The organism is Pectinatus frisingensis, assembly GCF_015732285.1.
Classification (GTDB): Bacteria; Bacillota; Negativicutes; order Selenomonadales; family Selenomonadaceae; genus Pectinatus; species Pectinatus frisingensis.
Window position 1 is genome coordinate 75690 of record NZ_WIQU01000040.1, and the last position, 24874, is coordinate 100563.

The 24874-nt window shown below is 38.1% G+C and carries 18 protein-coding genes, 1 tRNA gene, 1 pseudogene and 1 riboswitch; of the genes and pseudogenes, 15 read left to right on the forward strand and 5 right to left on the reverse strand.

Features of this window, described 5'->3' with window-relative positions; all coding sequences use genetic code 11:
- Positions 1-60: 60 nt before the first annotated feature.
- Both purB and I6751_RS07180 read right to left on the reverse strand, forming a co-directional pair.
- Positions 61-1353 carry an adenylosuccinate lyase gene (gene purB, locus I6751_RS07175; protein WP_196590785.1) on the reverse strand — a complete coding sequence of 431 codons (1293 nt, stop codon included), beginning with the start codon at positions 1351-1353 and terminating at the stop codon, positions 61-63.
- A gap of 261 nt (positions 1354-1614) precedes the next feature.
- Complete coding sequence (locus tag I6751_RS07180; RefSeq protein ID WP_196590784.1) at positions 1615-2802, reverse strand: LCP family protein; 1188 nt, start codon at positions 2800-2802, stop codon at positions 1615-1617.
- Positions 2803-3223: 421 nt separating this feature from the next.
- Between I6751_RS07180 and I6751_RS07185 the strand changes: the two genes are divergently transcribed.
- Positions 3224-4489 (forward strand): diaminopimelate decarboxylase family protein, encoded by a 1266-nt coding sequence (locus I6751_RS07185; RefSeq protein WP_196590783.1) that lies wholly within the window; start codon positions 3224-3226, stop codon positions 4487-4489.
- Positions 4490-4569: 80 nt separating this feature from the next.
- Here the strand turns inward: I6751_RS07185 and I6751_RS07190 are convergent.
- Positions 4570-4646, reverse strand: a tRNA-Pro gene (locus I6751_RS07190).
- A 126-nt stretch (positions 4647-4772) separates the two neighbouring features.
- Between I6751_RS07190 and I6751_RS07195 the strand changes: the two genes are divergently transcribed.
- The 10 genes from I6751_RS07195 (at position 4773) to pflA (ending at position 18326) form a co-directional block, all read left to right on the forward strand.
- Positions 4773-5555 (forward strand): sulfite exporter TauE/SafE family protein, encoded by a 783-nt coding sequence (locus I6751_RS07195; protein ID WP_182187067.1) that lies wholly within the window; start codon positions 4773-4775, stop codon positions 5553-5555.
- Positions 5556-5594: 39 nt separating this feature from the next.
- Positions 5595-6509 carry a Ppx/GppA phosphatase family protein gene (locus I6751_RS07200; RefSeq protein ID WP_196590782.1) on the forward strand — a complete coding sequence of 305 codons (915 nt, stop codon included), beginning with the start codon at positions 5595-5597 and terminating at the stop codon, positions 6507-6509.
- A 29-nt stretch (positions 6510-6538) separates the two neighbouring features.
- A complete protein-coding gene (locus I6751_RS07205; RefSeq protein WP_182187065.1) occupies positions 6539-7885 on the forward strand; it encodes an amino acid permease in 1347 nt (448 codons plus the stop codon).
- Positions 7886-8142: 257 nt separating this feature from the next.
- Complete coding sequence (locus I6751_RS07210; RefSeq protein WP_196590781.1) at positions 8143-9099, forward strand: YybS family protein; 957 nt, start codon at positions 8143-8145, stop codon at positions 9097-9099.
- 14 nt (positions 9100-9113) lie between these two features.
- Complete coding sequence (locus I6751_RS07215) at positions 9114-11147, forward strand: DHH family phosphoesterase (RefSeq protein ID WP_196590780.1); 2034 nt, start codon at positions 9114-9116, stop codon at positions 11145-11147.
- Complete coding sequence (rplI, locus tag I6751_RS07220; RefSeq protein WP_182188755.1) at positions 11098-11544, forward strand: 50S ribosomal protein L9; 447 nt, start codon at positions 11098-11100, stop codon at positions 11542-11544. The genes I6751_RS07215 and rplI overlap by 50 nt, the downstream gene beginning before the upstream one ends.
- A gap of 147 nt (positions 11545-11691) precedes the next feature.
- Entirely contained in the window at positions 11692-13641 is a 1950-nt protein-coding gene (gene lonC / locus I6751_RS07225) for a Lon family ATP-dependent protease (protein ID WP_196590779.1), read from the forward strand.
- 46 nt (positions 13642-13687) lie between these two features.
- Positions 13688-15031: a replicative DNA helicase gene (gene dnaB, locus I6751_RS07230; RefSeq protein WP_196590778.1), complete on the forward strand. Its 1344-nt coding sequence runs from the start codon at positions 13688-13690 to the stop codon at positions 15029-15031.
- Positions 15032-15103: 72 nt separating this feature from the next.
- A riboswitch (ZMP/ZTP riboswitch) is annotated at positions 15104-15182 on the forward strand.
- A gap of 107 nt (positions 15183-15289) precedes the next feature.
- Positions 15290-17521: a formate C-acetyltransferase gene (gene pflB, locus I6751_RS07235; protein ID WP_196590777.1), complete on the forward strand. Its 2232-nt coding sequence runs from the start codon at positions 15290-15292 to the stop codon at positions 17519-17521.
- 73 nt (positions 17522-17594) lie between these two features.
- On the forward strand, positions 17595-18326 hold the full coding sequence (gene pflA, locus I6751_RS07240; protein ID WP_196590776.1) for a pyruvate formate-lyase-activating protein: 732 nt from the start codon (positions 17595-17597) through the stop codon (positions 18324-18326).
- 215 nt (positions 18327-18541) lie between these two features.
- Here pflA and I6751_RS07245 read toward each other — a convergent pair whose 3' ends face one another.
- The gene (locus I6751_RS07245; RefSeq protein ID WP_196590775.1) at positions 18542-19558 is read right to left on the reverse strand and encodes a LacI family DNA-binding transcriptional regulator; all 1017 of its coding nucleotides are present in this window, start codon (positions 19556-19558) and stop codon (positions 18542-18544) included.
- 444 nt (positions 19559-20002) lie between these two features.
- The gene (locus I6751_RS07250; protein ID WP_196599062.1) at positions 20003-20290 is read right to left on the reverse strand and encodes a hypothetical protein; all 288 of its coding nucleotides are present in this window, start codon (positions 20288-20290) and stop codon (positions 20003-20005) included.
- A 322-nt stretch (positions 20291-20612) separates the two neighbouring features.
- Between I6751_RS07250 and I6751_RS07255 the strand changes: the two genes are divergently transcribed.
- The 4 genes and pseudogenes from I6751_RS07255 to I6751_RS07270 all read left to right on the forward strand — a co-directional run.
- Entirely contained in the window at positions 20613-21275 is a 663-nt protein-coding gene (locus I6751_RS07255) for a ribulose-phosphate 3-epimerase (RefSeq protein WP_196590773.1), read from the forward strand.
- A gap of 30 nt (positions 21276-21305) precedes the next feature.
- Positions 21306-21752 carry a ribose 5-phosphate isomerase B gene (gene rpiB, locus I6751_RS07260; RefSeq protein WP_196590772.1) on the forward strand — a complete coding sequence of 149 codons (447 nt, stop codon included), beginning with the start codon at positions 21306-21308 and terminating at the stop codon, positions 21750-21752.
- Between the two features lie 18 nt (positions 21753-21770).
- The gene (locus I6751_RS07265) at positions 21771-23603 is read left to right on the forward strand and encodes a beta-glucoside-specific PTS transporter subunit IIABC (RefSeq protein WP_196590771.1); all 1833 of its coding nucleotides are present in this window, start codon (positions 21771-21773) and stop codon (positions 23601-23603) included.
- Positions 23604-23920: 317 nt separating this feature from the next.
- Positions 23921-24874, forward strand: a pseudogene (locus tag I6751_RS07270) (IS256 family transposase); the annotation flags it as partial.

Genomic DNA, 24874 nt, shown 5'->3' on the forward strand with positions numbered 1-24874 from the left:
TAAAATTCATTCAAATAGTCATTCATGGTAGAATAGTTTGGATAAATTAAAGTGTTGGTATTAAATGCCAAAGCGGCTCAATATCATATCAACATGACGCAGGAACCATTTATAATCAAAACAGCTGTCCACTTCTTCTTTGGTGAGGTAATGCATAATATCAGGATCTTTTTCTATGTTGGAGCGAAAATCTTCGCCTTCCAGCCAACGGCGCATTGCATTGCGCTGCACCCATTTGTAAGCATCTTCGCGCAGGACACCCTTATTTACAATTGCCAGCATGATACGCTGACTGTAGATAAGACCACCGGTTTTATTCATGTTTTTCATCATATTATCAGGGTAGATGAGTAATTTATCTATTATGTTAGTAAATTTGCGTAAGCAATAATCAACGATAATTGTACTGTCAGGCAGTATTACACGTTCAACGGAAGAATGAGAAATATCGCGTTCGTGCCATAATGTTATATCTTCCATTGATGCTAATGCATTGCCGCGGACCAGCCGGGCCAGACCTGAGATTCTTTCGCAGGTTATAGGATTGCGTTTATGCGGCATGGCAGAAGATCCCTTTTGACCGGGACTGAAATATTCTTCAGCTTCGCGAATATCGGTGCGCTGCCAATTACGAATTTCTGTAGCAAATCTTTCTAAAGAGCTGGCAGTAATGGCAAGCATTGTCATATATTCGGCATGACGGTCACGTTGTACCACCTGTGTAGCCAGCGGTACAGGTGTAAGCCCCAGCTTTTTGCACACCAATTCTTCAATGCGGGGATCAATATTAGAATATGTACCTACAGCACCTGATAATTTACCCACCGATACAATCTTGCGGGCATGTTCGATACGTTCTAAGTCGCGGCCCAGTTCCGAATACCAAAGAGCAAATTTCAGTCCTAAAGTCATCGGTTCGGCATGGATGCCGTGAGTGCGGCCGATACAGGGCGTATGACGATGTTCATCGGCACGGCGTAATAAGACTTCACGCAATTTTTTGATATCTTCAATAATTATGTCAGCTGATTTTTTCATCATAATACCAAGTGCGGTATCTTTTACATCACTTGAAGTAAGTCCCTTGTGGATATATTTGGAATCATCACCTACGTATTCAGCAACGTTGGTAAGGAAAGCAATAATGTCATGATTGGTAACTTTTTCAATCTCTTTTACGCGTGGCAGATCAAATTTTGCCTTGGCTCGAATATTTTTGGCTGCTTCCTTAGGAATTTCTCCGAGATCAGCCATTGCCTCACAAGCTGCTATTTCCACGTCAAGCATCACTTCAAATTCATGTTGAAGTGTCCAGATATGTCCCATTTCTGGGTTGGTATAACGTTCAATCATTTGGCAGGGTTCCTCCTATGACAAAAAAATATACGGGGACTTTATCCCCGTATATCATAGCATTGACCGACTACCATGTCAATTTTAAACTGGCAGGCCGGCTAAATTGTCCAAACAGATGGTGCCTCAGAGCGGAATCGNTTAACCGCTTGACGAAGGCGCCGATACTCTTATTTATAGAACTATCAGTTACGAGCAAAAATGATTTTATCATAATTGAAAATAAAATGCAAGCATTTTATTGATTTTTTTACTAATTGATTAGTTTTTACCAATCGACTGATTGCCACGAGAAGGTGCAGTCCCGGCTGGTGAATTTTGTTGAGTATGGTCTGCTGCGTCCTGACCGGCAGAAGGTTCTTTTAATTCACTTTTAGGGATAGTAGAAGTTTTGTCGGATTTTTTTAATTTATTTTCATCACCGGTTGATTTGGTGATATGCGGTGTATCCGGTAAACGGCCTATTGCCGGATCATCTGCCGGAATTTCCCGAGCCGTTGATGGGATGGAATCTTTATATTCACTGTTGGTCCGTTCCATAGATGCACGCATGGATGGTGTCATGTCGATATCAAGTGTATCAGCCAGGGCACTGCGCAATTTAGTTATATCTGGTATCCAGTAACTTATGCCATCAATATACATAGGAATACCAGGAACCATTTCGGATTTTAATCCATTGTTTTGGGCTTCGCGCAGGGAACCAAAAAAAGCAAGTAACTGACGTATTGACATGTCGGTTTTTACTGTTTCAAATATTTCGGCGACGATTGCCGGTATACGTGGAATGATCGATGGGGAAAGTACTTTATCCATAACGGCTTTCATAAATTTTTGCTGCCGTTTTATCCGGCCGATATCCCCTTCTTCATCACGATAACGTACGTAGGTGATAGCTGTTTTTCCGTCCATATGCTGCATGCCGGGAGATAAATCGATATGCAGGCCACCGTTGTCATCCCAGGGATCGTTATATATCATACGCTTTTCTACATCGATATCGACACCGCCGATGGCGTCGATTATTTTTTGAAAACTTTCCATATTGATTATTACGTAATGATCCATCGGAACATCCAAAAATTGTTCCACTGTTTGACGGGTAAGGTTATGGCCACCGTAAGCATAAGCCGCATTTATCTTGTCCCAACCATGACCTTGGATCTTGACACGTGTGTCACGCGGAATAGATAGTAAGGCAGCCTGTTTTTTCTTGGGATCGATAGTTGCAACCATCAGTGTATCACTTCTGCCAACATCACCGTCTCTTGAATCAACGCCCATTATCATGACCGTTGCCTTGTCGGATGCTACAAGCATACCATCTTGCTTAGCCGCTTTAGGTGTATCATCAAAAAAGCCTGCAAAAACAGCGCCGCAGGCAGCAGCAGCGGCAAATACCAGCAGTAATATAATTAAGGGGGAATACTTCCTTTTCTTTCTTTGCATATCAATACTCCAATAATCATGTAATTTGTGTGAATTAATCAAACACAGTGATAAAAAATGTTGTTCTTATTATAAATTCTGTTTTTATTTAACGCAATATATTTAATTATTAATTGAAAAAATTTTTGCCAATTAACATTACGATATTGGGATAAATTTACAATATGACAATTTCATTGTGCTGCTACTGTCATTTTAAATTGACAGTTTTTTTTGCACAATGTTATAATTATCAACACATCGGTATGACGGAACCGTCATATGCAGCCGTTTTTATGAGGCTGCTGCTCGTACGGCGGATCCCGGTGTTTTGTGATTGTTGTATATAAAAGGTGCAGTTTAACTAAAGTGAGTTGCTGCCGCAGGTAAAACAGACCGAGTAATTGCTTCAGTAAAGATTATTAAAATGGAGGAACATTTAATGGCAAAAAAAAATTTCCCATTAACAGCGGAGAAACTCGAAGAAATTATAAAAAAATATCCAACGCCATTTCATATCTATGATGAAAGAGCGATTCGTTTGAATATTAGACGGTTGTTCAAAGCTTTTGACTGGGCACCGGGATTTCGCGAATATTATGCAGTAAAGGCAGCACCAAATCCACGGCTGCTGCAAATACTAAGACAAGAAGGCGCTGGTGCTGACTGCAGTTCTTTACCTGAACTGATATTGGCTGATAAAGCGGGGATCACCGGTGAGAGTATTATGTTGACATCTAACGATACTCCGGCAGATGAATTTCAAAAAGCTATCGAACTCGGGGCAATAATAAATTTAGATGATATTTCACATATTGAGTACTTGGAAAAAAATGCCGGACTGCCAAAAGTGATTTCGTTTCGTTATAATCCGGGTCCTGTAATTGAGGGCAATGACATAATCGGAAAACCGGAAGAAGCAAAGTATGGTTTGACGAAAGAACAATTGTTTGCCGCTTATAAAATAATGAAGGAAAAGGGATTGAAAAGATTTGGCCTGCATACGATGGTAATTTCCAATGAACTGCATGACGGTGCATTTATTGCCACGGCTGAAATGATGTTTAAGCTGGCTGTAGAATTGAAGGAAAAACTGGGTATAGCAATGGAATTTATCAATTTGGGCGGCGGTATAGGCATTCCTTATAGACCAGAAGAGAAGAAAGTAAATATTGAAGCTGTAAGCCAAGGCATTAAAAAAGCTTATGAAAAAATATTGATTCCCGCCGGATTAGTACAGACACAGATAGCTTTTGAATCAGGCCGGGCAATAACGGGTCCGTACGGTTATTTGGTGGCTACTGTCCTGCATGAAAAAAAGACATATAAGGATTATATTGGTCTTGACGCATCAATGGCCAATTTAATGCGTCCGGGAATGTATGGCGCATATCATCATATGACTGTTGTCGGTAAGGAAAATGAACCATGTACATGCACATATGACGTAACAGGCTCACTTTGTGAAAACTGTGACAAGTTTGCTATTAACCGTAAATTGCCGCCAATATCCATTGGTGATAAGGTTATTATTTATGATACGGGGGCACATGGGCATTCAATGGGATTTAATTATAATGGCAAACTGCGCAGTGCTGAATTATTAATCAGAACTGACGGAATGGTTGAACTGATCCGCCGGGCAGAGACGATAGATGATTATTTTGCTACACTGACAGGTTTTTCCGGCAGTATAATGGACAAATAAATTCATGAATGAAAAACCCTCCTGCCAATTGACAAGAGGGTAAAACAAAAAACTGCGCTTACAGCATTATATTTAAAAATTGGTCGGAGCAGCAGGATTCGAACCTGCGACCCCCTGGTCCCAAGCCAGGTGCTCTACCAAACTGAGCCATGCCCCGAACGTTAAATAGTATATTAAATTTATAGATGCTTGTCAATGTATTTTTCAAATTAATTTTAACAAAATTTATTTTAAAGGAAATATACTGTTGGGAGCAAATTAGTAAATAGAGTATATTTAATAAATGATATGGGGGCAGTATTTTATTTTGGATGATCTCAATACAATATTATTTTTGATATGCGGTGGATTTATTGCCAGCTTTGTTGATGCAATAGCCGGTGGTGGAGGGATAATATCGCTGCCTGTACTTTTACTTACGGGTATTGATCCTGTTGCGGCCATGGCAACTAATAAAATGGCATCGGTTATGGGGTCTTTTACAAGTGCTGTGACTTATATGCGAAGCGGAAAAGTGACGACGGGACTTATAAAGTACTTATTTCCTTTGTCTTTAGTGGGGTCTTTTTGTGGGGTGATTGTGGTACGGCAAATACCGGCTGATTTTTTACGACCACTTGTAGTGGTTTTGTTGGTGCTGATCACCATTTACACGTTGTGCCGCAAAAATTGGGGGCAATCGGTTTCTTATAATGGTGTGACGAAAAAAATCCTTCTTGTCAGTACTTCGCTGGCTTTTATATTAGGGTTCTATGATGGTTTTTTTGGACCGGGAGCAGGGTCATTTTTGATGTTTGCATTTCTTTATATAGGACTTGATTTTGTTGGGGCGGCAGCAAATGCGCGAGTGCTGAATTTTGCCAGTAATTTCGCAGCAATGATTACCTTTGTTTATTTTGGTCAAGTTTATTTTCATTATGCTGTCCCAATGGGGATAGCAATGATAGCCGGGGCATACTGTGGTACTAAAGCGGCACTGTCGCGCGGAGCGGTTTATGTAAAGCCGTTGTTTGTTATTATGACGATTTCTTTGATTGGCAAGCAAGTATGGGATTTGTTTAAATAATGAATTAGTATATGATGATAACGCCTGGGGGAGAATAAAATGCTGTATGCAGTGATTGATATTGGCTCAAGTACGATAAGAATGGCAATATATAATATTGAGTATGGAAAAATTGAGATGCTTACGAAAAAAAAGCATTTAATAGGGCTGGCAGGTTATGTTAAAAATAATTTGATGCAGCAGCAGGGTATAGATAAAGCTTGTGACAGTTTGAATGAATTTCGTGATTTTTTGGTTGATTTTCATATAAAAAATGTTTCAGCGTTTGCTACTGCAGCAATTCGTAATGTAAAAAACAGCCGGGCTGTGGTCGATGAACTGCAAAAACGTACCGGAATAGCAATACGGGTGATAACCGGTGATGAGGAAGCTGCTTTTGATTTTATTGGTGTAATGCATGGAGTGGATGTTCCGACAGGACTGATTATTGATGTGGGCGGTGGCAGTACGGAGCTTATTTATTATATAGATAAAAATATAGAGAAAAAAATTAGTTTGCCATTAGGGGCACTTTCCTTACACACTGATTTTGTTGAAGATTTTTTACCGAGCAGTGCGGAAGTCAATGATATGGAAAGATATGTGACAGATGCCTTAAAGAAGGCGGATGGTTTTACAGTACCACCTGCTCCGTATATTTGCGGGATAGGCGGTACAATAAAAAGCATGCGGATTTTATATAACCATCTGTTTCAATGTAACGATGACAATATGATGTTAAAAACGGCAGATTTTATTACGATGATAAAAAAATATATGCGGGATACAGCTGTGCAGGAAAAAGATATAATAATGCTTTTGAAATCTGTGCCGGATAGACTGCAGACAATTGTACCGGGGATGGTAATTATAGACATTATCTGCCGGTATTTTCAGGCAGAACAACTGACGTATAGTGATACGGGAATGCGGGAAGGTTATATTTATGACCAGATCATCAGTGCCGAACAGTAATTTTATTAAGAGAAGGATTGATAAATTCGATGGAGGAAAATAATTTACAACGAGGTTTGAAGGAACGTCACATTCAAATGATAGCTTTAGGATGTGCTATCGGTACAGGGTTGTTTTATGGTTCGGCCAGTACTATTCAATTAGTCGGCCCGGCGGTAATGATATCCTATCTAATAGGCGGCATATTTATTTATTTTGTGGTCAGAGCATTAGGGGAAATGTCTGTTGATAATCCGGTTTCGGGATCATTCAGTACATATGCCTATGATTACTGGGGAGATTTTGCTGGTTTTTTGTCCGGCTGGAATTATTGGTTTAATTATGTAGCTGTATCAATGGTTGAAGTTTCAGTAATTGGTATTTACATGAATCACTGGTTCCCCGATTTACCGATGTGGATATCGGGGGCAGTTTTATTTATACTGGTAAATATCATAAATCTGACAAATGTCCGGTCTTTCGGAGAAATAGAGTTTTGGGGAGCGATAATAAAAGTCGCAGCAATAGTGTTAATGATAATTTTTGGTGTACTCATGATATTTTTTGGCGTCGGTGTCGGTGCGCCTATAGGGTTGCATAATTTATTTGACAATGGGGGCTTTTTGCCTAAGGGATTGTGGGGGATGATGTTGTCTTTTGTCGTTGTCACTTTTTCCTTTGGTGGTACGGAATTAATTGGCATAACGGCTGGAGAAGCCGAAACACCGAAAAAAACTATTCCTAAGGCAATAAATCTTATTATTGGACGTATTTTATTATTCTATGTCGGTTCAATGTTTGTTCTGGTAACTATTTATCCTTGGGATAAAGTGGGGTTAAATGGCAGCCCGTTTGTGGAAATTTTCTCTGCTATCGGGTTTCCTGCAGCGGCATCAGTTTTAAATATAATAGTTTTAACCGGTGTGTTTTCTGCTTATAATAGTTGTTTATACAGCAACGCCAGAATGCTGCATGGTTTGGCTATACAGCATAATGCACCGGCTTTTTTGGGGAAACTTTCCAGAAATGGAGTCCCGTGGACGGCGGTATTGTTTTCGTCTTTTTTTGTCGGTATAGCTGTGGTTATTACGTATTTCGCTCCTAAAGAGGTATTTAATTATGTAATGTCAATTGCGACTATCGCTGCATTGATAAACTGGATAATGATATTATATACACAGATTAAATTTAGGCAGAAAATTGGCAGTCGGGTAAATGATTTGTCATATAAAATGCCGCTTTTCCCTTGGCTGAATTATGCCGGCATAATCTATTTTCTTGCTATTGGCATAACAATGGCTATTATGCCCGATTATCGTTTAGCGGTTTATCTTTGCCCAATTTGGCTCTTGATTATTTATATTGGCTATAAAATAAAAAAAGTGCGCACAAGTTGACTACATAAAGTTGGTCTGGTACTGACACTGTCAGTGTATATGGAAAAATCGTTATGATCGAAGGCTAAAAATTCATGTCGTATTATGATAATGATAACTTAAGAGGAATATGGTTCGTTTTTTGCATAAGTTTCAAAAGTATATTATAATAAATGTTTGAATATACGGCATAGTTTTATTTATAAAGATTACTGATAGTTTGATGATCTTATGTGGATTTATTATCCCTCATATTTTCATCCCGAGAGGAATGTATAATGATAAATCGTACGACACGCCCGCTTGTTGAAAGTGCCATGCTGACAGCTGTTACCATCATCATGGCGATAATGGGCACGGCCCTGCCGATGTTCTTTTTTTTGCTGTATATATTGCCGATACCTATTGCAGTAAATATTTTTCGTCACGGGTTGCGTTGGGGCGTTATTTCTATAGCGGCTTCTGCCTTGATAGCTGGCAGTGTTTTTGGCATTTATTCGGCAGTTACAGTTATAACTGTGACGATTTTTGTAAGTCCGGCATTGGGCATTGGCTTTCGCCGTTTCTCACCAACAAAGAATTTGATAATAACTATAGCAGCATCATTGATTTCAATAGCACTTGCCCTTGGCGCAGCGTTTCTAATTATGGGAGTGAATTTTCTGACAGATTTTCAAACCGCATTGAACACGGCAACACAGGCATCAATTGAGATTTATAAGACAATGGGTTTGACGGATGCTGATATTCAATCTCAGTCCGGGCAAATAGAAAAAATTGTCAAGCTTATTATGCTGTCGTTGCCAGCGGGAATTGCACTGTCAGCAGTGGGCAGTGCCTTTGTCAATTTTATTTTGACGCAGCGTCTTTTGAAAAGATTAGGAGAAAGAACACTGGCCGGTCTGCCTGCTTTTGCACAATGGCATATGCCGATAATATTTTTGTTTTTATTCGGATTTTCTTTGGTAGGAATGTACTGGGGAAGTACCCGGGACATAAGTTTATTATATAATGTGTCATTTAATATAAATTATTTTTCATCCATGTTTTGTCGGTTACAAGGGTTGTCACTGTTATACTGTGCATTACAGCACTTTAAATTACCTACCGCACCTAAAATAATGATAATGGTTCTTGTCATATTTACACCCTTTATGGAAATTTTCATGTATGTCGGCCTGTTTGATATGATTTTTGATTATAGGGCGCGCTTTGCTAAAGGGCGTAATATTTAATAAGGAGTATAGTTATGCCGCGCAGATTATCTTCATGGATAGATATTTGTATTACACTGGTTATTATTGCCGGGTTATTGCTTACTATTTTGTGCTACAATGTGTATTTGGCCGTGGCCGGTTTGATGTTATTGATTTGTCTGCTGTTGTTTCTGAGGGAACGCAATAATGACCGCCAAAAATCACTGGCTGATTACTATCAAAATGTGATAAAAAATGTTAATGAACTGTCAAATCTGGCATTGGAACATTTACCGCAGGTGATTTTAATAGTTGACCGTGACAGTCGCTTGGAATGGCATAACAATGAATTGGAAAGATGGCTGGGGAAAAAACCGGAACTGGGGACGGTGATTCACGAATTCTGGCCAAGCCTGAGTCTTGAACCGTTTTGGGGACAAATTGGTGAAACCGTTTTTAATAATGATAACAAATTTTATTTGCTAAAGTATCGGCCTGTATCTACTAACACAGATTTAAACGGACTAATGGCACTTTATATAACCGATGTGACAAAACCAGAAGAATTTAAGCGTACTACAGCAGCACATATGGTGCTGTTCGGTTATATCCAGATAGATAATTATAACGATGCTATGCAGGGATTAAGCGAAGCACAGCGTACTTCAATTTTGTTTGAGGCCAATAGTATACTCGATAAATGGGCACATTCATTAAATGGATTTTTGCGGCGTTTAGATGATGATCTTTATGTTATACTTATTGAGCACCATATGCTGGAATTGGCCGTATCCAGTAAATTTGATGTTCTAGATCGTGTGCGGGCTATGCGCGGACCTAATAAGTTTCCCATAACACTTAGCATCAGCTTAGTCGAAGCACGAGAAGATATGACGATGGAAGATCTCGGTGCTCTGGCTCAGTCAAATCTTGACTTGGTGTTAGGACGCGGTGGAGATCAGGTCGCGGTTAATATAGATGGTAAAGTTAAGTTCTTTGGTGGTAAGACAAAAGCAATTGAAAAACATACACGGGTAAAATCACGCATTGTAGCTCATGCTATGCGTGAAATAATTGAAAAAGCTGATGTCGTATTTGTAATGGGGCATCATAATGAAGATTTTGACAGCCTGGGTGCAGCTATAGGGGTTGCAGCTATGGCAAAATTTATGAAAAAACAGGTTCATATCATTTTAAGTGATATGAATGAAGGAATAGATAAGTTTACGGATTTAATAAAAGATAGTGCCGACTATGCAGGTGTATTCATAACTGAAGAAGAGGCTTTGAAAATCATAGCGGTAAATCCGGTACTATTCGTGGTCGACACACATATACCACATCTTGTGGCTGGACAGGAATTGTTAAATGATATTAAAAATGTTGTAGTTATCGATCATCATCGCCGCTCGGAAAACGTAATAAAAAATTCCCTGTTGATATATATTGAACCTTCATCATCATCCACGAGTGAACTCGTAACAGAACTGCTGATGTATTTCAGCGATGATCCGCTGATTTCCAATATAGACGCCACAGCCCTATATGCAGGAATTCTTGTCGATACAAAAAATTTTAAGATTCAAACTGGGGTGCGGACTTTTGATGCAGTTGCTTATTTGCGACGCAATGGTGCTGATCCGCAAATGGTAAGCCAGCTTTTCCGCACTGATTATACTACTAATCTGGCTAAAGCCAGAGCAGTGTCACAATCGAAATTTTTTGATGGCGGACTAGTAATTTCCATATGCCCGGATGATGCTCCTAATATACAAATAATTTCGGCTCAGATAGCGGATTATTTACTTAGCATTGATCAGGCACGAATGAGTTTGGTATTTTTTCATCTGCCGCCTAATACTGTGGGAATATGTGCTCGTTCGCTTGGTGAACTCAATGTGCAAATTCTCATGGAGGCATTTGGCGGCGGGGGGCATTTGAATGTTGCCGGAGCCCAGGTCAAAGATGGTAATCTTGAAGAAATAAAGGCTAAGGCTGTTGAATTAGCACAAAAAATAATAGAAGAGGTTGATAATGATGAAAATAATCCTCGAACAGGATCTGAAAAAAGTAGGCAAAAAAGGTGATATTATTGAGGTATCAGAAGGTTACGCCAGAAATTTCCTTTTGCCGAAAAATATTGCGATTGAAGCCACTGCTGCAAATATGAATGTGGCCAAAGCCCAAAAAGCTTCTAAGCAGAGGAAACAGCAGCAAGCTGCGGATGAAGCCCGCTTAATGGCAGCACAGCTTGAAAAGGTAGAAATCAGTATTCCTGTGCGTACCGGTGAAAATGGGAAGCTGTTTGGCTCGGTTACGGGTAAAGATATTGCAGATGTATTAAAAAAGGACTTTAACATTGACATGGATAAACGCAAAATTGAAATAAAGGGTGATATTAAAAGTGCGGGTGATTATACAGCAGTGATAAAAATTCATCCGACGATAACGGCCAATATAAAGGTTCATATAGTTACTAAATAAAAATCACAGTCAGAATATCCGCTGTCATATTGACAATGAGAGCGGATATTTTTATCGAAATGATGAAAAAAATATTGCTGTGGTTGTGAGGTTCAAAGCATCATAAAAACTTCATTCAGAAAATTAAATTTTGATAAAGGAAAGATTATGTCATTAAAAAAATTTTGGCAAAAACATTTCAGCAAAAAAAATGCAGATTTTTCGCAGACGATGCAGGAAGAAAAAGCCGGAAAATTATCTGCTATAAACACTACCGCTAAAGATGTTGATGCTGTGTATAATATACTTGTTGATATAATGGGATCGGAAAAGTTGGTATTAAAAGCAGGCAAGCTTGATGCCATTAATTTACTGCGTTCTAAAAAATACAATGAACGAGTGTTGGCACTGCAAAAAATTGTCTATGAGGATCCAACACTGGATACCTTGCCGTCTGACAAGGAAATTCCGGAAATTTTGGGGGCGATGACGGAAAAGATTGCCGATATAATTGCACGGCGCAATATGGAGGACAAGATTGAAAAACGTATTGCAGAAAAAATAGAAGAAAATCATCAAGATTATGTGGAAGATATTCGTATGCAGGTGCTTAAGGAGGAGCAAACTGATGAAGATTCACCACAGTCTAAGGCAAAATATGATGCACTTAATTCACTGGAGAAAATACATCTTACTCAGTCGGTGATGGAGCTTCTTCGTCCGCAATCACTTGAGGAAATAATTGGTCAGGAACGAGCGGTCAATGCATTAAAAGCAAAACTAAGTTCACCATATCCACAGCATTTGATACTCTATGGACCACCAGGAGTAGGTAAAACCACTGCGGCCCGTTTAGTTCTGGATGCAGCTTGCAAGGAAAAATATACACCTTTCACCGAAGAGGCTCCCTTTATAGAAACTGACGGTACTACACTGCGCTGGGATCCACGTGATATGACTAATCCCTTGCTGGGTTCAGTACACGATCCTATTTATCAGGGGGCACGTAAAGATTTAGCTGACAGTGGCATACCTGAACCTAAACCGGGGCTGGTTACAGATGCGCATGGTGGTATTTTATTCATCGATGAAATCGGTGAGATGGATGAGATGCTGCAAAATAAGTTATTGAAAGTATTAGAAGACAAGCGGGCTTATTTTGAATCGGCTTATTATGATCCAACAGATCCGGCTGTTCCCAAATATGTACGTAAATTATTTGAGGAAGGAGCTCCGGCTGACTTTGTCTTAATTGGAGCGACTACCAGAGATGCGGCTTATATCAATCCGGCATTACGGTCGCGTTGTGCTGAGATTTATTTTGAACCACTTACTCCTAAGCATATCGAAAAAATAGTAAAAAATGCTGCTGATAAATTGAAAGTGACGTTGTCTGATAATGTTGCGGCAACGATAAGTGAGTATACTATAGAAGGCCGCAAGGCAATTAATATTTTAGCAGATGCCTACAGTCTGGCACTGCAGAAAAATGCTGATGCAGTTAAAGATATTGTCATAACTATGGAGGATATTTATCATGTTGCACAAGTTAGCCGCTTATCGCCATTTATCACAAAAAAAGCCTCTGATGAACCGCAGGTAGGAAAAATATTTGGCCTTGGGGTAGCGGGCTTTATCGGGTCCGTTATTGAAATTGAAGCAGTAGCATTTCCCTGCCTGAAAAAAGGTCGCGGTACTGTGCGGTTTAATGATACGGCAGGAAGTATGGCAAAGGATTCGGTATTTAATGCAGCTGCTGTTGTACGTAAATTGACCGGTAAGGATGTACATGATTATGATATTCATATTAATGTGATCGGCGGCGGCAATATTGATGGACCTTCTGCTGGAACTGCGATATTAACAGTTTTGATATCAGCATTAACCGGTAAAAAAATTCGGCAGGATACTGCTGTTACCGGTGAAATATCAATACAAGGAAAAGTCAGACCGGTTGGCGGAGTTTTTGAAAAAGCTTACGGAGCAAAGCAGGCAGGAATGACCAGACTGGTCATTCCCAAGGAAAATGAAAAAGATATTCCGCCTGATCTGCTGGGATTGGAAATTTATACTATTGAGACGGCACAGGATGCTTTGGATCAACTGCTGGTTGATTAGTGAAAGACATAGATAGTGATGAAATCGATTGGAAGGAGTGTACAGATTGATAGATAGAGTTCCCCCACAAAATATTGAGGCTGAACAGTCAGTATTAGGGGCGATGATGATCTCCCGTGATGCTATAGCAGAAGCAACGCAAATTCTTATCGACACTGATTTTTACAGGGAAGCACATCGCATAACTTTTGCAACGATGTTGGAAATTTTTAATCGTAATGATCCAGTAGATCTAATAACAGTAACGGAACAGCTTAGAAAGTCAAATCAATTGGAAAAGGTCGGCGGTATTACATTTTTGACGGCTTTGTCCAATAATGTACCCACAGCGGCCAATATTACCTACCACGCTAAGATAGTCAAGGAAAAGGCGCAGCTGCGGGCATTGATAAATACAGCTACTTCGATTGCAGCCATGGGTTATGAAGATGATGAAGCAGTTGATACGGTACTTGATAAGTCGGAAAAAATGATCCTGGATGTGGCTTCCAATCGTACTGTGGGTGATTTTATACCGATAAAAACAATTTTATTGGATACTTTCAGTAAGATCGAACAGATGCACGAAGCTAAAGGCGGGATAACGGGATTATCGACTGGGTTTAAAGACCTTGACAAGCTCACATCAGGGTTTCAACCGTCTGACTTAATATTGGTAGCTGCCCGTCCGAGTATGGGGAAGACGGCATTTACGTTGAATATAGCTACTCATGCGGCTGTGCGGAAAAAAGAACCGGTGGCTTTTTTTTCCTTAGAAATGTCCAAGGAACAATTGGTACAGCGAATGTTATGCTCGGAAGGAGCTATTGATTCCCAGCGACTGCGTACCGGCGGTCTTTTAGATGATGATTGGCAGCGCTTGATAAGCGCTGCTGATCGCTTATCTTCAGCACCGATATTTATTGATGATACGCCAGGGATAAGTATAATGGAACTTCGCTCTAAGGCTCGCCGTCTGAAATTGGAAAAGGGACTTTCCCTGTTGATAATTGATTATTTGCAATTAATGCAAGGGCGCAGTGCCGGGAAAGGTGATAACCGTCAGCAGGAAATTTCGGAAATTTCACGCTCGCTGAAGGCACTGGCACGTGAACTGAATGTTCCGGTAGTTGCCTTGTCACAGCTCAGCCGCAGTGTTGAAGCCCGACAGATAAAAAAACCGATGCTTAGTGATTTGCGTGAATCCGGTTCATTAGAACAAGATGCCGATATAGTGATGTTTTTGTACCGGGAAGATTACTACGATCCCGATACAGAGAACAAGAATATCACTGATGTAATTATTGCTAAACACCGTAACGGACCGGTCGATACAATACAACTGTATTTCCAGAAGGAATTTACCCGTTTTGGCAACCTGGCTCATGATCAGATGCCGCAGCAGCAATAAATAAACGTCAGATAAAAATTCTATTGACAGGATAGACAGAATTTTTTATAATGATTTTGTCAATACGATATATAGCAGATACAGAACTGGCGGAATTGTGGGTTACCACAGGGGACTGTATCGCTTTAAGCCGGCCGCCTGGGCATAAATACATTTGCTCAGGCGGCTTTTTGTCGTTTTGAGAATGTGTTTTTAAATGATCTTCAGTTATTGACTGTTTTATTATTCGAAAAAACACTTATTCTTAGGAGGGCACAAATGGTTAATTATTGGGCGGATTTTGCAAAGGGTGACTGGCAGAATAAAATTGATGTAAGAAATTTTATTCAAAAAAATTATACTCCCTATGAGGGAAATGCGGACTTCCTTGCAGATAAAACAAAAAGAACAATTGCTGTATGGGAAAAATGTAGAGAATTATTAACAAAAGAACGTGAAAAAAATGGTGTACTTGATATTGATACTGAGAAAGTATCCGCGATTACTTCACATGCACCGGGTTATATTGATAGAGAAAACGAAGTAATTGTTGGGTTGCAGCTTGACCGGCCTTTGAGGCGGGGCGTTATAGTCAATGGAGGCTTGCGTATGGCTGTGCAAGCTTGCAAAGAATATGGTTATGAACTGGCTCCACAAATAAAAGAAATTTATTCTAAACATGTCAGAACGCATAATGATACAGTATTTTCCTTATATACACCGGAAATGCGTAAAGCTCGTTCCCTGGGATTACTTACAGGTTTGCCCGATGCCTATGGACGCGGCAGAATAATAGGTGATTATCGCCGGATTGCACTTTATGGAATGGATAGATTAATAGAACAAAAAGAGAAAGATTTTGCAACTTTATTTGCCGGGAAAATGTCGGAAGAAATAATTCGCTCACGAGATGAAACAGCCCAGCAGATTGCAGCATTACATGAGATTAAGGCAATGGCAGCGCAATATGGATTTGATATAAGCCGACCTGCCGATACTGCGTCAGAAGCCGTACAATGGATATATTTTGGTTATTTAGCGGCAGTTAAAGAGCAAAATGGTGCAGCAATGTCAATTGGTAGAATCTCAACCTTTATTGATATTTATATTGAACGTGATTTGGCACGCGGTATACTATCAGAAATCACTGCCCAGGAAATTATTGATCAGTTAGTTATAAAACTGCGTCTGGTTCGTATGTTGCGTACCCCAGAATATAATGAACTGTTTGCCGGGGATCCGATATGGATTACCGAATCCATCGGTGGTATGGGAGAAGATGGACGTACATTGGTGACAAAGACATCTATGCGTATGCTGCATACACTTGATAATTTGGGGGCGGCTCCCGAGCCCAATATGACAGTTCTATGGTCAAAAAGACTGCCACAGGAATTCAAGCGGTTTGCAACAGCTGTGTCAATTAACACAAGTGCTGTACAATATGAAAATGATGAAATAATGCGGCCAGTATTTGGGGATGATTATGGAATTACCTGCTGTGTGTCAGCAATGAAATTGGGAAAAATGATGCAGTTTTTTGGAGCCAGGGCAAATTTGGCCAAAGCTTTATTGTTGTCCATTAATGGTGGTAAAGATGAGAAAACTAATAAACAACTTGCGCCTGAAATGGCATTACCGCAGGGAGAATATCTTGACTATAAAGATGTAAGGGAAAAGTATTCACAAGTTTTGGAATGGCTGGCAGGACTTTATGTAAATACGATGAATGTAATTCATTACTCACATGATCGACATGCCTACGAAGCCGCGCAGATGGCATTGCATGACAGTGAAATTGAACGACTTATGGCTTTTGGTGTAGCAGGGCTTTCTGTGGCAGTAGATTCATTAAGTGCCATAAAATATGCTAAAGTCAAACCTGTACGCAATGCGGACGGAGTGGCTGTTGATTTTAAAATTGAGGGGGAATTCCCCCAATATGGCAATAATGACCCACGAGTAGATGTTTTTGCCAGAGAAATTACTCATGAATTTATTACAGCACTAAAAAAACATCCGGCCTATCGTAATGCCAAGCACACACTTTCTGTGCTAACGATAACATCAAATGTAATGTATGGTAAGAAAACTGGGACAACGCCTGATGGTAGAAAAGCTGGTGAAGCATTGGCACCGGGGGCTAATCCTATGCACAAACGCGATAGATCAGGAGCATTAGCTGCCATGAAATCAGTAGCTAATATATCCTATGATGACTGTCGAGATGGTATATCGTATACTTTTTCCATAATTCCGGAGGCATTAGGAAAAACATCTGCAGTACGTGAGAAAAATCTTATGGCATTGCTTGATGGATACAGTGACTGCAATGCACACCATATTAATGTAAATGTGCTTGACCGTTCTGTACTGGAAGATGCAATGCGGCATCCTGAACTATATCCACAGCTTACCATTCGTGTTTCGGGCTATGCAGTTAATTTTATCAGGCTTGACCGTGAACATCAGCAAGAGATTATTGACCGCACTTTTTATGAAACCATATAAAAATTTTGTCGGTAATTATAATTTCAAGATATGACTATATGAAATAGTGGCGTATTGTAAAAGGAGAAATATAGTGAAGGGGTATTATCATTCAAAAGAAACATTTGGAACAGTTGATGGTACTGGTATACGTTATGTACTCTTTTTAGCAGGCTGTAAACTGCAGTGTATTTTTTGCCATAATCCTGATACGTGGCAGCACAGTGAAAAAATGATAGACAGCAAAGCCGTTTTACATGAAGTGAACGAATATCGCAATTTTTATGAAGCTTCTGGCGGAGGAATCACAGTCAGTGGGGGAGAGCCACTTTTACAGCCGGATTTTGTTGCGGAACTTTTTTCCCTATGTCATAATAATAAGATTGATACTACTTTGGATACAGCTGGTTTTTGTTCTAAAATAGCTCTTTTAAAAGTACTGCCTTATACTGATCATGTACTTTTTTCATTAAAAGCGGCTACAATACCTTTGCACAGAAAGTTGACAGCAGGGTATTCCAATAGGAAAATAATAGAAAATCTGCAGATTGTTGCCAAAAGGAAACCAGTGACACTCCGTTATGTTATATTACCGGAAATTACTGATACCCAGATTGAAATGACGGCATTGGTCAACCTGATTCATTCACTGCGGGCAGTGAATTTAAAGGTGGATTTATTACCGTATCATAAAATGGGAATAGAAAAATGGAATGCATTAAAAATGCCTTATTTGCTGAAAGATCTAGAACCACCCAGTGCGGCAGCGATTGTGCAGGCGAAAAATAAATTACAATCTGCGGGCATATGTATGGCAGCCTCTTGAATATTACTATTAAATTTTATATTGTCTTTTAGCATTCACACAAAACTTGAAGAACTATCAATTATTGTTATTTTTGATACTTCAAAGTGATTGGCAAGTTCATTTATTGAAACTTTATTGCCTTAGTTAAAATGCAAAATATGTCATCAAGTAATTATGTTTAAATTTTCCACCTTATTCAAATATGTCATTGTACTATTTATAGATATAATAAATTATGTTGTTGCTCTTTTAATCAGAGAAACAGGTATTATAATATGTTTTGGCCGATTGCTTTTATTATGATTACGCATCAAATCATATAAAAGTTCTGCTGCTTTTTCTGCTAATACTTTTGTGTCCTGAAAAATAGTTGTAATTGCAGGGTAGCAGTATTCAGAAACTGATATTGCATCAAAACCGACTAATTTTACTTCCTGTGGAACTCTAATATTGTTTTGCAAAAGTGCAGTCAATGCCCCATAAGCTCGCCAATCATTTGTAGCAAAAATGCCATCAAATTCAATCCCCTTTGAAATAGTATAATTAATAGCATCACGCGCTTCCTCGAAATTTGATCTCGTCCCTGGAAGTCGAATTATACGTTCTGCATTAAAAGCAATAGAATGTTTTTTTAATGCAGCCTTATATCCATCAAATCTTTGTTGATTAACGGAAATCGATTTATCTTTTGTCAATAATAATATTTTTTTGGCGCCGCTGTTTATAAGTTCTTCTGTTGCCAATACACCACCAATATAATGATCAGATTCTACATAATATGCACCATTTTCAAAATTTGGTTTTCTATCAATACAAACTATTGGAATATCCTGCCTAACGACATCAGTAGGAATATTGGGTAATCCAGATATGCATATAATACCATCAACTAACTTTGCATCTAGTATTCGTAAATAGGCCATCTCTTTTTGCGGATTTTGGCTTGTGTTGCAGATAAAAACGGAGTACCCTATGGAAAAAAAGAATTTCTCTATCCCTAAAACAATTTCTGAAAATAGTTCATTAGTTATATAGGGAACGATTACCCCAATTGTCTTTGATTTTTTCTCGCGCAAACTTTTAGCTGCCATGTTAAGACGATACCCTGAATCTTTAATAACTTGCATGACTTTTTTTCTGGTTATTTCTGAAAATCGTCCATTATTATTAATGACTCGTGATACTGTGGCTACAGATACGCCAGCCATTTTGGCCACTTCTTTTATTGAAATTTGTTTTTCGTTTTTCATTAAACTGCTCCCTATCTATTTTAAATAGTGTAACATAAAATTCGTGGTAGCGAAAGTAAAAAACATTGCATATCAGAAATAATGGTGTTATAATAAAATCGTGAAAAAGAGAAAACGATTACTCACTAATACTGTTCTTTTTTGAGGATATTGTAATATTAATATTTAATAATTAGATATTAATATTAGTGTTTTTTATCTTTTTGAGTAATCGATTACTCAAAAAGATAAAATAATATATATAATATGTCAAGTTCACAAAAATAAAAATAGCATACTTAATGAACTCTTTTGAAGTTTTTAAAAAAGATGTTAATTCAGATATCAAATTTGGTTTAATCTGGAAGAAGAGTAGAGCTGATGTTTGGGCAACAATCCCAAAATCATTGGTGGGTATTAGGGGTAATACCCTTAAGAGTTTTTAGATTGCAGCATTTGCAGATTTTATTTCTTTAGTGTAGGTAGTAATAGAACTGAATAAAAAGTAATAACAATCGTTGAGGTTTTATATAAACAGCCATTTAAGTGACAAAAATTATGGGTGGCCTGTTGCAAAAGCTTAGCTGTATTTTCTGGATTAGAAAAGTGGTTATGTTCTTTTTCACATATATACTTTACAAGTGTATCTATTGGCATATTAACAATCTCTTCTGTAGAAGGAGAATCGGTAAGCCTCGAAAATGTCATTGCATTAAAATTATTGGAAAAGGGGTGCTGATCTTTCTTAAGCATAGAAAACTCACTAAACTTGAGGAAAATATTAGAAATCATGTAAGACTTATTTTTACTAAAAGTTTTTACCAGATGGAGATGATAGCGTATTAAATTCAAGGCAAGAAATTGATTGCTATGTTACGGTTTAATGATAATATTGTCAACGCGAGAAAAATCAACAATTACAAAAACATTAGTGTAATTATTTTTACCGAGGTAATAAAAAATTTCTTATTGTTGATAATAATTTTTGGAATTGTACAATATATGACTGTATTAAAAAACATCAGAAAATGGTAGATATTTGCTTACAAAATTTATTATATGAGGAAATGATATTATGGATAAAATATTTTGCCCGTCAATGATGTGTGCTAACTATGAAAATTTAGATAAAGAAATTCATTTGTTAGAATTCGCTGGAGTTGATATTTTTCACATTGACATTATGGATGGACAATTTGTCCCTAACTTTGGTATGGGGTTACAAGATACTGAATTAATTTGTAGAACCGCCAAAAAACCTGTAGATGTCCATTTGATGATAAAAAATCCATGCAACCACATTAAAAAATTCATCGATATGGGCATTTCAATTATTTATATTCATCCTGAATCAGACCGCCAACCGATAAAAACTTTACAACAAATTAATGCCAGCAATGTAAAATCAGGCATTGCGATCAATCCTGAAATAGCGGTGGATGTGATAAAACCACTTTTATCATTAATTGACTATGTATTAGTTATGACTGTAACTCCAGGACTTTCTGGACAGAAATACCTTCCTTTTGTTGATGAAAAAATAGATGACTTGCTTGCATTAAAAAATTCTCAATCGGAAAAATATCACTATACAATTATAATTGACGGGGCATGTTCACCAGAAAAAATTAGACAGCTTAGTAAAAGGGGTATTACTGGTTTTGTTTTAGGTAGTTCAGCCTTGTTTGGAAAAAATTTATCATATGAAAAAACATTATCCCAATTAAGATTGTTATAAAACATTTTTAAAGGAGTTGGGTTTACTATCATGAAAATTGCAATAGGAAATGACCACGTCGCCTATAAAATGAAACAAGAAATTGTAGAATATTTGACACAAAATGGTTATGATGTATTAAACTTCGGTACTGATAGCACTGAACGTTGTGATTACCCGGTATACGGTGAAAAAGTTGCACATGCAGTTGTAAATAAACAAGTATCTGCCGGCATATTGATTTGCGGAACAGGTATTGGTATTTCACTGGCGGCCAACAAAGTAAAGGGCATACGTGCTGCCGTTTGCAGTGAACCATATTCAGCTAAATTATCTAAGCAACATAATAATACAAACATATTAGCATTTGGGGCCAGAGTCATTGGTATTGAAACGGCAAAAATGATTATTGACGAATGGCTCAATGCAAAATTCGAAGGTGGTAGACACCAAAAACGTATCGATATGATTTCTGAAATTGAGAGTAAAAATTTGTGAATTCAGGGGGATGATTCCATGGATAAAGAGTTACTTGCAAAAAGTATTTTTAAACTTATTGGCGGTAAAAACAATATAGAGTCTTATACTCATTGTGCTACCCGATTAAGATTTAAGCTTAAAAATGAAAAAAAGGCACAAAAAGCTGCTATAGAAAACCTTGATGGAGTAATGGCAGTTGTAATTGCTGGTGGACAATTTCAAATAATTATAGGCACACAAGTTCCTGATGTTTATGAACACTTAAGTAAATTAGTTGGTGATTTAGCAGATAACAATTCATCAAGCACATTTGGAGGTAATTTATTAAGCAAACTTTTTTCAATTATTGCCGGTATATTTACTCCATTATTGCCCCTGTTGGCCGGTGCAGGCGTTCTGCGCGGATGCTTAATTTTATCTACACAACTGGGTATATTAAACAATAGTACTAGTACTTATAAAATTCTATTTACAGCTGCTGACGCAGTATTTTATTTTTTGCCAGTTTTTTTAGCATTTTCCGCAGGGAAAAAATTCAATGTTAATCCATTTATTTCTGCAGTTATTGGTGCTGCACTGATTGATCCGAATATTTTGGGTATGATTAAAAATGGAAACGGCACTACAGTTGACTTTTTTGGCTTGCCAGTAATGTTGATGAATTATTCTTCAACCGTAATACCAGCTATCTTAGCAGTATGGTTTTATTCATATATTGAGAAATATCTGAAGAAGTATATTCCCGAAGCACTGCAATTAGTTTTTCTACCTATAGCATCCTTTATTATAGTTGTACCAATAACATTATTGCTATTTGGTCCATTTGGAGTGTATGCAGGTAATTTCATTGCTTCTGGAATCAATACATTACTAACAGCCAGTGGATTAATTACAGGAGCATTAATTGGTGGTATATGGAATATATTTGTTGTTTTTGGTTTACAATGGGCAGTCAATCCTATAATGATAAATAATATTGGAACATTGGGTTTTGATTTTATCGTTCCACTTACTGGTGCTGCCAATTTTGGGCAGGCCGGTGCCGCTATGGGGGTGTACTTAAAAACTAAAAATAAAAAGACAAAAACTTTAGCTGGTTCTGCACTATTATCAATATTTTTTGCTGGAATAACTGAACCGACAATATATGGTATTTCAATTCCTTTGAAGAAACCATTCATAGCTTCAATTATTGGCGGTGCAGCAGGTGGCGCTTTTATGGGAGCATTCCACGTAAAAGCTATAGCCTTTGTATTCGGAGGATTAACAACGTTACCAGCATTTATTGGAGAAACTTTTATTTATTACGCCATTGGGTTAGCAATTTGTTTTATTGTGTCAACTATTGCAACCATGTCTATGGGATTTGATGAAAAATCATCTGAAAACAATACAGCTACTAAAATTACTTTAGAAAAAAATTTAAGCATTGGTTCTCCCTTGAAAGGTGAAATAATAAAATTATCTGATGTTAATGATCAAACTTTTGCCACTGCTGTACTAGGTAAGGGTATAGCAATAAAACCCGTTGAAGGTAAAATATATGCCCCTGTAAATGGGAAGATCAGTGCCTTATTCCCAACTAATCATGCTATTGGTATTCTATCTGACGATGGTGTAGAAATCTTAATTCATATTGGAATTAATACAGTAAATTTAGCAGGTAAGTATTTCAAGGCATTAGTTCAAGAAAACACACTAATTAAAGCTGGTGATCCCCTTATTGAATTTGATTTAAATGCAATAAAAGAATCTGGTTATGATACAACCACAATAATCACCATTTCAAATACACTCTCTTACAATGATGTTATTCCTACACAACAGACAACCGTCAATGTAATGGATAAAGTTATTACAATTGTATAACTATTATAATAACTTTATAGTGCATTCGGACTATAGATTTAATTAAACACTATATTTTATACATAAGGGGGTGCAAATAAAAATTAGACTATGCATAAAGGCCTATATTCAAATTATTTTTTCCTACTAAGAAAAAATTTAATGGATCTGTAAATGATTTTGTGCTTTTTGCTAGTTAAGATAAAGCAGATTTTACTCTATCGGCGGAAAAAACAGACAGTTGCAAGAGATTGTAACTAATTATGTGTAAATAGAATAAATGAACTATTCCTCCTGGATTAGTGTTAGAATAAATATTAATTCAGGAGGATTTTATTATGGACAGACAAAGAAAACTTTCCCCAGAACGTAAAGAATTTCTTCAGAAACTGCTGAGTGCATATCAGCCGGAAGATACGCAGGATGTTCAGAACATGCTCAAGGATCTCTTTGGAGATACGCTCAAACTTTGCTGGAAGCTGAGATGGATGAACAGCTTGGTTACTCCAAGTACGATTATAAAAACAAGGATACGGATGACAGCCGGAACGGTTATAGCAAGAAAACCGTAACGTCCACGATGGGAAATATTCTTCTCGACATTCCTCGTGATCGGAAAGGTGAATTCCATCCGCAGGCTGTGAAGAAGAATCAAACAGATGTTTCCAATATTGAGGACCATCTGGATGGTTCCCGTGAGGTCCTTGGCCTTTGGATTGGCGGCAACGAAAGTGCAAAATACTGGGTTGGCGTCCTGAACGAAATCAGGAACCGCGGAACGGAAGATATCTTTATTGTCTCTGTTGACGGTTTGACCGCTAAACGGCTACGGTAACCTCGCGTTTATCCTGAGGCAGAAGTGCAACGCTGCATAGTCCACCAGATCCGTTATACGACCAAATTCATCTATTACAAAGATATGAAACCATTTGTCCAAGATCTGAAGGCAATTTACCAGGCGCCTACCCTGGAGCAAGCGGAGGTGGCCTTGGACGCCTTGGAAGAAAAATGGAACAATAAATATCCTCTTCCGTTCAGTCATGGCGGAATAACTGGCCGCAGCTATCCACTTACTTCAAATATCCATTGGAAATGAGAAAGATGATTTATACGACGAACCAGATTGAAAATTTCAATCGTCAACTGCGAAAAGTCTCTAAGAGCCGGACGATTTTCCCTACGGATGATTCGCTGTTTAAGCTGCTCTATCTGGTGACCATAGAGATTACCAAGAAGTGGAACGGACGCAACCGTGACTGGAATAAAATTATTTCCCAGCTTTGCATTTATTT

Coding starts and splice junctions, on each gene's coding strand:
- purB (WP_196590785.1), bottom strand. CDS start 1,353: ATGATTGAACGTTATACCAACCCAGAAATGGGACATATCTGGACACTT.
- I6751_RS07180 (WP_196590784.1), bottom strand. CDS start 2,802: ATGCAAAGAAAGAAAAGGAAGTATTCCCCCTTAATTATATTACTGCTG.
- I6751_RS07185 (WP_196590783.1), top strand. CDS start 3,224: ATGGCAAAAAAAAATTTCCCATTAACAGCGGAGAAACTCGAAGAAATT.
- I6751_RS07195 (WP_182187067.1), top strand. CDS start 4,773: ATGATATGGGGGCAGTATTTTATTTTGGATGATCTCAATACAATATTA.
- I6751_RS07200 (WP_196590782.1), top strand. CDS start 5,595: ATGCTGTATGCAGTGATTGATATTGGCTCAAGTACGATAAGAATGGCA.
- I6751_RS07205 (WP_182187065.1), top strand. CDS start 6,539: ATGGAGGAAAATAATTTACAACGAGGTTTGAAGGAACGTCACATTCAA.
- I6751_RS07210 (WP_196590781.1), top strand. CDS start 8,143: ATGATAAATCGTACGACACGCCCGCTTGTTGAAAGTGCCATGCTGACA.
- I6751_RS07215 (WP_196590780.1), top strand. CDS start 9,114: ATGCCGCGCAGATTATCTTCATGGATAGATATTTGTATTACACTGGTT.
- rplI (WP_182188755.1), top strand. CDS start 11,098: ATGAAAATAATCCTCGAACAGGATCTGAAAAAAGTAGGCAAAAAAGGT.
- lonC (WP_196590779.1), top strand. CDS start 11,692: ATGTCATTAAAAAAATTTTGGCAAAAACATTTCAGCAAAAAAAATGCA.
- pflB (WP_196590777.1), top strand. CDS start 15,290: ATGGTTAATTATTGGGCGGATTTTGCAAAGGGTGACTGGCAGAATAAA.
- I6751_RS07245 (WP_196590775.1), bottom strand. CDS start 19,558: ATGAAAAACGAAAAACAAATTTCAATAAAAGAAGTGGCCAAAATGGCT.
- I6751_RS07250 (WP_196599062.1), bottom strand. CDS start 20,290: ATGCTTAAGAAAGATCAGCACCCCTTTTCCAATAATTTTAATGCAATG.
- I6751_RS07255 (WP_196590773.1), top strand. CDS start 20,613: ATGGATAAAATATTTTGCCCGTCAATGATGTGTGCTAACTATGAAAAT.
- rpiB (WP_196590772.1), top strand. CDS start 21,306: ATGAAAATTGCAATAGGAAATGACCACGTCGCCTATAAAATGAAACAA.
- I6751_RS07265 (WP_196590771.1), top strand. CDS start 21,771: ATGGATAAAGAGTTACTTGCAAAAAGTATTTTTAAACTTATTGGCGGT.